Raw genomic sequence first — 11,564 nt, forward strand, 5'->3', positions numbered from 1 at the left:
AAGTCGATGGCGTTGAACAGCCCGACCGGGCCGTGCACCGCCAGCTCGTAACCTTCATGCAGGGTGTCATGCAACCAGTTCGAGACCTTGCCGCCCGGTACGCGCTTGATCGTCACCGAGAAGCTGTACGGCACCGACGGCGAGCTGGAGCACATGGCGGCGCGGATCGAAAACTTCAGCCTGCACCTGATCTGCGAGAAACACGGTTTCGGTGAGCCGTGGGCCGGATACCGCGGTTATCTCAACCACAAGATGCTCGAACTGATGGTCCCGGACTTCCTTGAGCGGGAAGTGTTCTGCTGCGGCCCGACGCCCTACATGAATGCGGTCAAGCGTTTGCTGGAAAACGCCGGCTTCAATATGAAGCGCTACCACGAAGAGTCCTTCGGCGCCACACCGCCAGAGGCTATCGCCGATGCAGAGGAACACGCTGAACAAGCGGCCGACGCCCCTGCAATCGACGCCGCCGACCTGCACCAGGTGGAATTCACCGCCTCCGGCAAGAGCATCCGCGTGGCTCCGGGCGAAACCGTCCACGCCGCTGCCGCCAAGCTGGGCCTGATGATCCCCAAGGCCTGCGGCATGGGTATCTGCGGTACCTGCAAGGTAATGAAGCTTGCCGGCGAAGTGGCAATGGAACACAACGGCGGGATTACCGAGGAAGACGAAGCCGAGGGGTTCATCCTGTCTTGCTGCAGCGTGCCGAAGGGTGACGTGCGGATCGAGTATTGATCGGTCGAGATGATCGCTGAATAACCTCTACAGGAGCAGCCTTCGGCAGCTCCCGTAGAGGGCGCGCTTCAGTCAGTCGACAAACAGGTCTGGCATCAGTTTGTCGGTGGAATCAGGCGCATACCGATACCCTTCAAAATCCGTCACCCCTTGCTCGCGCAAAATCTCCTCATCGATCAGCAACCGACCGGTAATGCTGCGACCGCTGCTGTCGAGAATGACGTGGGCGGCATCCGCCATGATCGCGGGTGTGCGGGCATGTTTGAAAGATTCGCGCGATCCGAGCTGAAACTCGATCGCGGCCGTGGCGATCATGGTCTGCGGCCATAGAGAGTTGACGCTGATACCGTAGGCGGCGAATTCCTCGCTCATGCCCAGGGTGAGCATGCTCATGCCGTACTTGGTGACGGTGTAGGGGCTGTATTGGGCGAACCATTTGGTGGCCAGGTTCAACGGCGGTGACAGGTTGAGGATGTGGCCGCTGGATTTTTTCAGATAGGGCAGGGCGGCCTGGCTGCACAGCAGCACGGCGCGGGTGTTGATCTGGTGCATCAGGTCGAAGCGCTTGAGTTCGATGTGCTGCACGCCGGTCAGCTTGATCGCTCCTGCATTGTTGATCAGCGCGTCGATGCCGCCGAAATGCTCATTGGCGTCAGCCAGGGCCTGGCGCACGATGGTTTCATCGCGCACATCCACCTCCAGGGCCAGCGCCTTGCCACCCGCGGCTTCGACTTCCGCTGCCACGCTGAAGATGGTGCCAGGCAGTTTGGGGTGAGGGGCGGCGCTTTTCGCGGCAATCACGATGTTGGCCCCGTCGCGCGCGGCCCGCAGCGCAATCTCACGACCAATCCCGCGACTGGCGCCGGTGATGAACAGGGTTTTGCCTTGTAGTGACATGCGGACGCTCCCGATTGGCGTGATCCGAGCGGATCGAAACGGCTCGCAGTCAATGTAGACCAACTCGTGCGGGACTGTGGCAAGGGGGGGCAAGCCCCCTCGCCATAAGATCTCTTGCCAATCAAATAGCTGAGGTCGAGCGCAGAACCTGTGGCGAGGGAGCTTGCTCCCGTTGGGTTGCGAAGCAGCCCCAAAGCCTGAGCATGCGGTCTGTCAGGTGGACCGCGTTGGCTGGTTTTACGACTGCTGCGCAGCCGAGCGGGAGCAAGCTCCCTCGCCACAAAGTCGCATTTCAACCAAATAGCTGAGGTGGAACACAGAGCCTGTGGTGAGGGGGAGGGAGTCAGGCTGTCATCACGTGCCGGATATCCGCCGCCAGTTCCCGCACGCGTTCTTCTTCGGTGTCCCACGAGCACATGAACCGTGCGCCGCCGTTGCCGATGAAGGTGTAGAAGCGCCAGCCCTTGGCGGTCAGTGCGGCGATGGCCGGCTCGGAGAGTTGCAGGAACACACCGTTGGCCTGCACCGGGAACATCAGCTCGACGCCAGGAATGTCGCTCACCAGTTCGGCCAGCAACTGCGCGCAGTGGTTGGCGTGGCGGGCGTATTTGAGCCAGGCGTCGTTTTCAAGAATCCCGACCCAGGGGGCCGAGAGGAAGCGCATCTTCGACGCCAGTTGCCCGGCCTGTTTGCAGCGGTAGTCGAAGTCTTCGGCCAGTTTGTGGTTGAAGAACAGAATCGCTTCGCCCACCGCCATGCCGTTTTTCGTACCGCCAAAGCACAGCACGTCGACGCCGGCCTTCCAGGTCAGGTCGGCTGGCGAGCAGCCCAGATAAGCGCAGGCGTTGGAGAAACGGGCACCGTCCATGTGCAGGTTCAAGCCCAGTTCTTTACAGGTGACGCTGATGGCGCGGATTTCTTCCGGGGTGTACACGCTGCCGACTTCAGTGGCCTGGGTCAGGGTCACGACGCGCGGTTTCGGGTAGTGGATATCCTGGCGCTTGAGGGCAATTTCGCGGATCGATTCCGGGGTCAGCTTGCCGTTTTCGGTGCGGGCGATGAGCAGCTTGGAACCGTTGGAGAAAAACTCCGGAGCGCCGCATTCGTCGGTTTCGACGTGGGCGGTTTCCGAGCAGATCACGCTGTGGTAACTCTGGCACAGCGACGACAGGGCCAACGAGTTGGCCGCGGTGCCGTTGAAGGCGAAGAACACTTCGCAGTCGGTTTCGAACAGTTTGCGGAATTGATCCGCGGCGCGTGCGGTCCACTCATCGTCGCCATAAGCGCGCTGGTGTCCGTGGTTGGCCTGTTCCATGGCAGCCCAGGCTTCAGGGCAAATACCGGAATAGTTGTCGCTGGCGAATTGTTGGCTCTTGTCGGTCATGGCCGGCTTCCGTGATCGAGGCGCTTGTGGCGCTTCGTTGGTCAATGATGATGTGCACTTTACCGAAGATCGTCCGGGGAGCACACGGGATGAGTCTGTCAGAAAAATACAAATGCCTCGGGCAATTATGCACATGACGCAGAGGGACGGTGCACTGGATCTGCTCAAGTGGCTGGCGCTGTTGAGCATGGTGCTCGATCACCTGCGATATGTCGGTTATTCCCTCGATCTGCTGTATGTGCCGGGCAGATTGGCGTTCCCGTGGTTCTGTCTGGCGATGGCGGCGARCCTGGCGCGTGTCCGTACAGTGACGACCGACGGCCAGTGGCGCTACCTCGGTTGGTTGTTGCTGTTTAGTGCCCTGAGCGAAATTCCGTATCGGATGTACATTCCTGATCACGACACCTTGAATGTATTGCCTACGCTGGTCATGGGGTTGCTGGTGGCCCGTGGCTGGCAGCACGGGCCAGTTCAGTCGCGTCTGTTGGCGGTCGTTGCCTTGGTGCTGGCGGCACTGTTCCCGCAGCGATTGATGTTCGGCTTTTTCGGCGTGCTGTTGCCACTGGCGATGTTGCTGGTGATCCAGCGGCCCTGGTATTTCGGCCTGTTGCCGGGGCTGGTGTGCCTGGCGGCCAATCAATGGCAAGTGCTGTACTCCGCTGCCTGGTTCGGCAGCGGTGCGGCGATTTTGGGTATTGTCGTTTGTCTGATTGCGCCATTCTCGGGCCTGCTGCTATTGCGACATGCCCAAGGCATCCAGCCACCGCCGATGCGCCGCTGGGCCTACGCCCTTTATCCCGGGCATTTCCTCGTACTTTTGGCCTTGCGCCAACTCATCGCCTGACGCCCGTCCCCTGTGGCGAGGGGGCTTGCTCCCGCTGGGCTGCGCAGCAGACCCAAACCCGGCGCATGTGGTTCGTCAGTTAGATCGAATTTGTCGGTTTCACGACTGCTTCGCAGTCGAGCGGGAGCAAGCTCCCTCGCCACAGGGGTGTTCGCCCGTTCACCCATTTCGGCCCATGTCGTAAACGCACCTTTGCGTGGCGTCCATAGGCATTTGACCTGTCTGCGCCGGTCATACCATCGCTATCAAAGGGCACTGCCGAAATGCCAGTGCCTCACCGAGACGAAAGGCGCACCGCCGCCGCTGGGAGAGACGCGATGTTCAGCAAGCAAGACCAGATTCAGGGTTACGACGATGCACTGCTGGCGGCGATGAATGCCGAGGAGCAACGCCAGGAAGATCACATCGAGCTGATCGCGTCAGAGAACTACACCAGCAAGCGCGTGATGGAAGCGCAAGGCAGTGGCCTGACCAACAAATACGCCGAAGGCTATCCGGGCAAGCGCTACTACGGTGGTTGCGAGCACGTCGACAAAGTTGAAGCCCTGGCCATCGAACGCGCCAAGCAATTGTTCGGTGCCGATTACGCCAACGTGCAGCCGCACTCCGGTTCTTCGGCCAACAGCGCCGTTTACCTGGCCCTGCTGCAAGCCGGCGACACCATTCTGGGCATGAGCCTGGCCCACGGCGGTCACCTGACCCACGGTGCCAAAGTGTCGTCGTCGGGCAAGCTGTACAACGCCGTGCAGTACGGCATCGACACCAAAACCGGCCTGATCGACTACGACGAAGTCGAGCGTCTGGCCGTCGAATGCAAGCCGAAGATGATCGTCGCCGGTTTCTCGGCCTACTCCAAGACCCTCGATTTCCCGCGTTTCCGCCAGATCGCTGACAAGGTCGGTGCCCTGCTGTTCGTCGACATGGCTCACGTTGCCGGTCTGGTCGCCGCTGGCCTGTACCCGAACCCGCTGCCATACGCCGACGTGGTGACCACCACCACCCACAAGACCCTGCGCGGTCCACGTGGTGGCCTGATCCTGGCCAAGGCTAACGAAGAAATCGAGAAGAAGCTCAACGCCGCGGTATTCCCTGGTGCCCAGGGCGGCCCGTTGATGCACGTCATCGCCGGTAAAGCAGTGTGCTTCAAGGAAGCACTGGAGCCTGGCTTCAAGGCCTACCAGCAACAAGTGATCGACAACGCCAAGGCAATGGCCGGCGTATTTATCAAACGCGGCTACGATGTAGTGTCCGGCGGTACCGATAACCACCTGTTCCTGGTCAGCCTGATCCGTCAGGGCCTCACCGGTAAAGAGGCGGACGCAGCACTCGGTCGCGCCCACATCACCGTGAACAAGAACGCTGTCCCGAACGATCCACAGTCGCCGTTCGTGACCTCCGGCCTGCGTATCGGCACCCCGGCGGTGACCACTCGCGGCTTCAAGGTTACCCAGTGTGTTGAACTGGCTGGCTGGATCTGCGACATCCTCGACAACCTCGGCGACGCCGATGTCGAGGCCAATGTCGCGCAGCATGTGGCAGCCCTGTGCGCGGACTTCCCGGTTTATCGCTGAGCGCGGTTTTGGAGTAAATGACTATGCAACGCTATTCGGGCTTCGGCCTCTTCAAACACTCCCTCAGCCACCATGAAAACTGGCAGCGCATGTGGCGTACGCCGACCCCGAAAAAGGTCTACGACGTGGTCATCGTCGGCGGTGGCGGGCATGGTCTGGCGACCGCCTACTACCTGGCCAAGGAACACGGCATCACCAACGTGGCCGTGGTCGAGAAGGGCTGGCTGGGCGGCGGTAACACCGCGCGCAACACCACCATCGTGCGTTCCAACTACCTGTGGGACGAGTCGGCACACCTGTACGAACACGCGATGAAATTGTGGGAAGGCCTGTCCCAGGACCTGAACTACAACGTGATGTTCTCCCAGCGTGGCGTCTACAACCTGTGCCACACCCTGCAGGACATTCGTGATTCCGAGCGTCGGGTCAGCGCCAACCGCCTCAACGGCGTGGACGGCGAACTGCTCGATGCCAAGCAAGTGGCAGACGAGATCCCGTACCTCGACTGCTCCAAGAACACCCGCTACCCGGTGATGGGCGCTACCGTCCAGCGTCGCGGCGGCGTGGCCCGTCACGATGCCGTGGCGTGGGGCTTTGCCCGTGCCGCCGACGCCTTGGGCGTGGACCTGATCCAGCAGACCGAAGTGATCGGTTTCCGTAAGGAAAACGGTGTGTGCATCGGTGTTGAAACCAACAAGGGCTTCATCGGCGCCAAGCGCGTCGGCGTGGTGACTGCCGGTAACTCCGGGCACATGGCCAAACTCGCCGGTTTCCGCCTGCCGATCGAATCGCACCCGCTGCAAGCGCTGGTGTCCGAGCCGATCAAGCCGATTATCGACAGCGTGATCATGTCCAACGCCGTACACGGTTACATCAGCCAGTCCGACAAGGGCGACCTGGTGATCGGCGCCGGTATCGACGGCTACAACGGCTACGGCCAGCGTGGTTCGTACCCGGTGATCGAGCACACCATCCAGGCCATCGTCGAGATGTTCCCGGTGCTGTCGCGCGTACGCATGAACCGTCAGTGGGGCGGCATCGTCGACACCACGCCGGATGCGTGCCCGATCATCTCGAAGACTCCGGTACCGAACATGTTCTTCAACTGCGGTTGGGGCACTGGTGGCTTCAAGGCTACACCTGGCTCGGGCAACGTGTTTGCCGCAAGCCTGGCCAAGGGTGAAATGCACCCATTGGCTGCACCTTTCTCCATCGACCGCTTCCACAGCGGTGCGTTGATCGACGAACACGGCGCTGCAGCAGTCGCCCACTAACAGGAGAAATCCCTATGTTGCATATCTTCTGTCCTCACTGTGGCGAACTGCGCTCCGAAGAGGAATTCCATGCATCCGGCCAGGCGCACATCCCGCGTCCACTGGATCCGAACAGCTGCACCGACGAGGAGTGGGGCGACTACATGTTCTTCCGCGATAACCCTCGCGGTCTGCACCACGAACTGTGGGATCACGTCGCCGGTTGCCGTCAGTACTTCAACGTGACCCGTGACACCGTGACCTACGAGATTCTCGAAACCTACAAGATCGGCACCAAGCCGCAGTTCACCGACAAGACCGACAGCCCGAAAGCGGCCGCCACGGCTCTGGGAGAGAAGGTATGAGCCAGATCAATCGCCTGTCCAACGGCGGACGCATCGACCGCAACAAAGTGCTGAGCTTCACCTTCAACGGCCAGGTCTACAAAGGCTTTGAAGGCGACTCGCTGGCCGCAGCCTTGCTGGCCAACGGTGTCGATATCGTCGGCCGCAGCTTCAAGTATTCGCGTCCTCGCGGCATCTTCGCCGCCGGTGCCGAAGAGCCGAACGCCGTGCTGCAGATCGGTGCGACCGAAGCCACGCAGATCCCGAACGTACGCGCCACGCAACAAGCGTTGTATCAAGGCCTGGTCGCCACCAGCACCAACGGCTGGCCAAGCGTGAACAACGACATGATGGGGATTCTCGGCAAGGTCGGCGGCAAGCTGATGCCACCGGGCTTCTACTACAAAACCTTCATGTACCCGCAATCGTTCTGGATGACTTACGAGAAGTACATTCGTAAGGCAGCCGGTCTTGGCCGTTCGCCGACCGAGAACGATCCGGACACCTACGACTACATGAACCAGCACTGCGACGTGCTGATCGTCGGCGCTGGCCCTGCGGGTCTGGCGGCTGCACTGGCGGCTGCCCGCAGCGGCGCCCGTGTGATCCTGGCCGATGAGCAGGAAGAGTTCGGCGGCAGCCTGCTCGACTCCCGCGAAAGCCTCGATGGCAAACCAGCTACCGAGTGGGTTGCCAGCGTCATCGCCGAGCTGAAAAACACCCCTGACGTGCTGCTGTTGCCGCGCGCCACGGTCAACGGTTACCACGACCATAACTTCCTGACCATTCACGAGCGCCTCACCGATCACCTCGGCGACCGCGCTCCGATCGGCCAGGTGCGTCAGCGCATCCACCGGGTTCGCGCCAAGCGCGTGGTGCTGGCGACAGGCGCTCACGAGCGTCCACTGGTTTACGGTAACAACGACGTGCCGGGCAACATGCTCGCCGGCGCTGTGTCGACCTACGTGCGTCGCTACGGTGTGGCACCGGGCAAGAAACTGGTGCTGTCGACCAACAACGACCACGCCTACCGCGTTGCCCTGGACTGGCTCGACGCCAGCCTGCAAGTGGTGGCCATCGCCGACGCCCGCAGCAACCCTCGCGGTGCGCTGGTGGAAGAAGCGCGGGCCAARGGCATTCGCATCCTGACCGGCAGCGCCGTGATCGAGGCCCGTGGCAGCAAGCACGTGACCGCCGCTCGCGTTGCAGCGATTGATGTAAAAGCACACACCGTGACCAGCCCGGGCGAATGGCTCGATTGCGACCTGGTCGCCAGCTCCGGCGGCTACAGCCCGGTGGTTCACCTGGCTTCGCACCTGGGTGGCAAGCCGATCTGGCGTGAAGACATCCTCGGTTTCGTACCGGGCGAAGCACCGCAGAAACGCGTGTGCGTCGGTGGCATCAACGGCGTCTACAGCCTCGGCGATTCGTTGGCCGATGGTTTTGAAGGCGGTGCTCGCGCTGCCAGCGAAGCTGGTTTCGGCAAGGTCGAAGGCGTACTGCCCAAAGCCCTGAGCCGACTCGAAGAGCCGACGCTGGCGCTGTTCCAGGTGCCTCACGAAAAAGCCACTGCCCGTGCGCCGAAGCAATTCGTCGACCTGCAGAACGACGTCACCGCAGCCGCCATCGAACTGGCGACCCGCGAAGGCTTCGAGTCGGTCGAGCACGTCAAGCGCTACACCGCACTGGGCTTCGGCACCGATCAGGGCAAGCTCGGCAACGTCAACGGCCTGGCCATCGCCGCCCGTTCGCTGAACGTGACCATCCCGCAGATGGGCACCACCATGTTCCGTCCGAACTACACGCCGGTGACTTTCGGCGCCGTGGCCGGTCGTCACTGTGGGCACATCTTCGAGCCGGTTCGCTTCACCGCGCTGCATCACTGGCACGTTAAGAATGGCGCCGAGTTCGAAGACGTCGGTCAGTGGAAACGTCCTTGGTACTTCCCGAAAAACGGTGAAGACCTGCATGCCGCCGTAAAACGCGAATGCAAAGCCGTGCGCGACAGCGTCGGCCTGCTGGACGCTTCGACCCTGGGCAAGATCGACATCCAGGGCCCGGACTCCCGCGAGTTCCTCAACCGCATCTACACCAACGCCTGGACCAAGCTCGACGTGGGCAAGGCGCGCTACGGCCTGATGTGTAAAGAAGACGGCATGGTGTTCGACGACGGCGTGACTGCATGCCTGGCCGACAACCATTTCGTGATGACCACCACCACCGGCGGCGCTGCGCGCGTGCTGCAATGGCTGGAAATCTACCACCAGACCGAATGGCCAGACCTGAAGGTGTACTTCACTTCCGTGACGGATCACTGGGCAACCATGACCCTGTCCGGGCCGAACAGCCGCAAGCTGCTCAGCGAAGTCACCGACGCCGACCTGAGCAACGAAGCCTTCCCGTTCATGACCTGGAAAGAAGCCCTGGTCGGTGGCGTGCCGGCGCGGATTTTCCGGATTTCGTTTACCGGTGAGCTGTCGTACGAAGTCAACGTGCAGGCCGACTATGCGATGGGCGTGCTGGAAAAAATTGTTGATGCTGGCAAGAAGTACAACCTGACGCCATATGGCACTGAAACCATGCACGTACTGCGGGCCGAGAAGGGCTTCATCATCGTCGGTCAGGATACTGACAGCTCGATGACCCCGGACGACCTGAACATGGGCTGGTGTGTCGGTCGCACCAAACCGTTCTCGTGGATCGGCTGGCGTGGCATGAACCGCGAAGACTGTGTGCGTGATCAGCGCAAACAGCTGGTTGGCCTGAAGCCGATCGATCCGACCAAATGGCTGCCGGAAGGTGCGCAACTGGTGTTCAACACCAAGCAAGCGATTCCGATGACCATGGTGGGGCACGTGACTTCCAGTTACTTGCACAACTCCCTGGGCTATTCGTTTGCCATGGGCGTGGTGAAAGGCGGCTTGAAGCGCATGGGTGAGCGGGTGTTCGCACCGCTGGCCGACGGCAGCGTGATCGAGGCGGAAATCGTTTCTTCGGTGTTCTTCGATCCGAAAGGCGATCGCCAGAACGTGTAATCGATCACCCCCCGCGCCAGGCGCGGGGGGCGACAAAGAATTCAAGACAGGTGCTTTATGACCGCAGCCAATGTTTACCAACAACGCCCAACCACCGGGGCCAAGGCCGAGTCGTCGCTGCATCATGCCGACCTCGCCAGCCTGGTGGGCAAGGGGCGCAAGAACGCCGGCGTGATCGTGCGTGAGAAAAAACTCCTCGGTCACCTGACCATCCGTGGCGATGGCCACGACGCCGCGTTCGCCGCTGGTGTGCACAAGGCCCTTGGCATCGAGTTGCCAGGTGCGCTGACCGTGATCATCAAAGGCGAAACCAGCCTGCAATGGATGGGGCCGGATGAATGGCTGCTGATCGTGCCGACCGGTGAAGAATTCGCCACCGAGAAAAAACTCCGTGAAGCGCTGGGCGACCTGCACATCCAGATCGTCAACGTCAGCGGTGGCCAGCAGATCCTCGAACTCAGCGGCCCGAACGTGCGTCAGGTGCTGATGAAGTCCACCAGCTATGACGTGCACCCCAACAACTTCCCGGTGGGCAAGGCTGTTGGCACGGTGTTCGCCAAGTCGCAACTGATGATCCGCCATACCGCCGAAGACACCTGGGAACTGCTGATTCGCCGCAGCTTCTCGGATTACTGGTGGTTGTGGTTGCAGGATGCGTCGGCTGAATACGGGCTTAGCGTCCAGGCGTAATTGTGGCGAGGGAGCTTGCTCCCGCTCGGCTGCGCAGCAGTCGTAAAACCTGAATCCGCGTTCCTTCTGCAGGAATGCGGTTGCTGACATAGGGGTCGCTTCGCAACCCAGCGGGAGCAAGCTCCCTCGCCACAGAGTTCTCTCTGATCACAGATGTAGCAGCAGGAGTCACCGCACTATGAGCCGCGCCCCAGACACATGGATTCTGACCGCCGACTGCCCAAGCGTCCTCGGCACCGTGGATGCGGTGACCCGCTTTCTGTTCGAGCAGGGCTGCTACGTCACCGAGCACCACTCCTTTGATGACCGGCTCTCAGGCCGTTTCTTCATCCGAGTGGAGTTTCGGCAACCCGACGCTTTCGACGAACAAGCCTTCCGCGCAGGCCTGGCGGAGCGTGGTGCCGCCTTCGGGATGGTCTTCGAGCTGACCCCGCCGAACTACCGGCCGAAAGTGGTGATCATGGTCTCCAAGGCCGATCACTGCCTCAACGACTTGCTCTACCGCCAGCGCATCGGCCAGTTGTCGATGGACGTGGTCGCGGTGGTCTCCAACCACCCGGACCTCAAGCCGTTGGCCGACTGGCACCAGATTCCGTACTACCACTTTCCTCTGGACCCCAACGACAAACCATCGCAAGAGCGCCAGGTCTGGCAGGTGATCGAAGAGGCCGGCGCCGAGCTGGTGATCCTTGCCCGCTACATGCAGGTTCTGTCGCCAGAGCTGTGCCGCAAACTCGACGGCAAGGCGATCAACATTCACCACTCCCTGCTGCCGGGCTTCAAGGGCGCCAAGCCGTATCACCAGGCCTACAAC

At 61.3% G+C, this 11,564-nt stretch carries 10 protein-coding genes and 1 pseudogene; 8 read left to right on the forward strand and 3 right to left on the reverse strand.

Annotated features, from left to right (window positions below; all coding sequences use genetic code 11):
- Positions 1–155, reverse strand: a 155-nt coding sequence (locus AC1DLB_RS08320; RefSeq protein WP_477784857.1) for an FAD-binding oxidoreductase, incomplete at its 3' end; no start/stop codon positions are given.
- Here AC1DLB_RS08320 and AC1DLB_RS08325 point away from each other — a divergent pair.
- Positions 142–732, forward strand: a pseudogene (locus tag AC1DLB_RS08325) (flavin reductase family protein); the annotation flags it as partial. The gene AC1DLB_RS08320 and the pseudogene AC1DLB_RS08325 sit on opposite strands and share 14 nt — an antisense overlap.
- A 72-nt stretch (positions 733–804) precedes the next feature.
- Here the strand turns inward: AC1DLB_RS08325 and AC1DLB_RS08330 are convergent.
- Complete coding sequence (locus AC1DLB_RS08330; RefSeq protein ID WP_428636150.1) at positions 805–1,629, reverse strand: SDR family oxidoreductase; 825 nt, start codon at positions 1,627–1,629, stop codon at positions 805–807.
- Positions 1,630–1,972: 343 nt separating this feature from the next.
- Positions 1,973–3,013 carry a threonine aldolase family protein gene (locus AC1DLB_RS08335; protein ID WP_018928794.1) on the reverse strand — a complete coding sequence of 347 codons (1,041 nt, stop codon included), beginning with the start codon at positions 3,011–3,013 and terminating at the stop codon, positions 1,973–1,975.
- 127 nt (positions 3,014–3,140) lie between these two features.
- Here AC1DLB_RS08335 and AC1DLB_RS08340 point away from each other — a divergent pair, with 127 nt between their 5' ends.
- From AC1DLB_RS08340 to AC1DLB_RS08370, 7 genes are all read left to right on the forward strand, one after another.
- Entirely contained in the window at positions 3,141–3,857 is a 717-nt protein-coding gene (locus tag AC1DLB_RS08340) for a TraX family protein (protein WP_477784858.1), read from the forward strand.
- 317 nt (positions 3,858–4,174) lie between these two features.
- A complete protein-coding gene (gene glyA, locus AC1DLB_RS08345; protein WP_018928796.1) occupies positions 4,175–5,428 on the forward strand; it encodes a serine hydroxymethyltransferase in 1,254 nt (417 codons plus the stop codon).
- A gap of 23 nt (positions 5,429–5,451) precedes the next feature.
- Positions 5,452–6,702, forward strand: a complete 1,251-nt coding sequence (locus tag AC1DLB_RS08350) for a sarcosine oxidase subunit beta (protein WP_007936415.1) — start codon at positions 5,452–5,454, stop codon at positions 6,700–6,702.
- Between the two features lie 14 nt (positions 6,703–6,716).
- Positions 6,717–7,046, forward strand: a complete 330-nt coding sequence (locus AC1DLB_RS08355; protein WP_007907563.1) for a sarcosine oxidase subunit delta — start codon at positions 6,717–6,719, stop codon at positions 7,044–7,046.
- Entirely contained in the window at positions 7,043–10,060 is a 3,018-nt protein-coding gene (locus AC1DLB_RS08360) for a sarcosine oxidase subunit alpha (protein WP_018928797.1), read from the forward strand. Before AC1DLB_RS08355 ends, AC1DLB_RS08360 begins: the two co-directional genes overlap by 4 nt.
- A gap of 57 nt (positions 10,061–10,117) precedes the next feature.
- Positions 10,118–10,750 carry a sarcosine oxidase subunit gamma gene (locus AC1DLB_RS08365; protein ID WP_477743642.1) on the forward strand — a complete coding sequence of 211 codons (633 nt, stop codon included), beginning with the start codon at positions 10,118–10,120 and terminating at the stop codon, positions 10,748–10,750.
- A 178-nt stretch (positions 10,751–10,928) separates the two neighbouring features.
- Positions 10,929–11,564 (forward strand): formyltetrahydrofolate deformylase (locus tag AC1DLB_RS08370; protein WP_477784856.1); only part of this gene is annotated, 636 nt, incomplete at its 3' end.

It is taken from the genome of Pseudomonas sp. 05N434, from assembly GCF_056396965.1.

What these genes read in the sequence shown, in the direction of transcription:
- AC1DLB_RS08330 (WP_428636150.1), bottom strand. Translation starts at nt 1,629, where the DNA reads ATGTCACTACAAGGCAAAACCCTGTTCATCACCGGCGCCAGTCGCGGG.
- AC1DLB_RS08335 (WP_018928794.1), bottom strand. Translation starts at nt 3,013, where the DNA reads ATGACCGACAAGAGCCAACAATTCGCCAGCGACAACTATTCCGGTATT.
- glyA (WP_018928796.1), top strand. Translation starts at nt 4,175, where the DNA reads ATGTTCAGCAAGCAAGACCAGATTCAGGGTTACGACGATGCACTGCTG.
- AC1DLB_RS08350 (WP_007936415.1), top strand. Translation starts at nt 5,452, where the DNA reads ATGCAACGCTATTCGGGCTTCGGCCTCTTCAAACACTCCCTCAGCCAC.
- AC1DLB_RS08355 (WP_007907563.1), top strand. Translation starts at nt 6,717, where the DNA reads ATGTTGCATATCTTCTGTCCTCACTGTGGCGAACTGCGCTCCGAAGAG.
- AC1DLB_RS08365 (WP_477743642.1), top strand. Translation starts at nt 10,118, where the DNA reads ATGACCGCAGCCAATGTTTACCAACAACGCCCAACCACCGGGGCCAAG.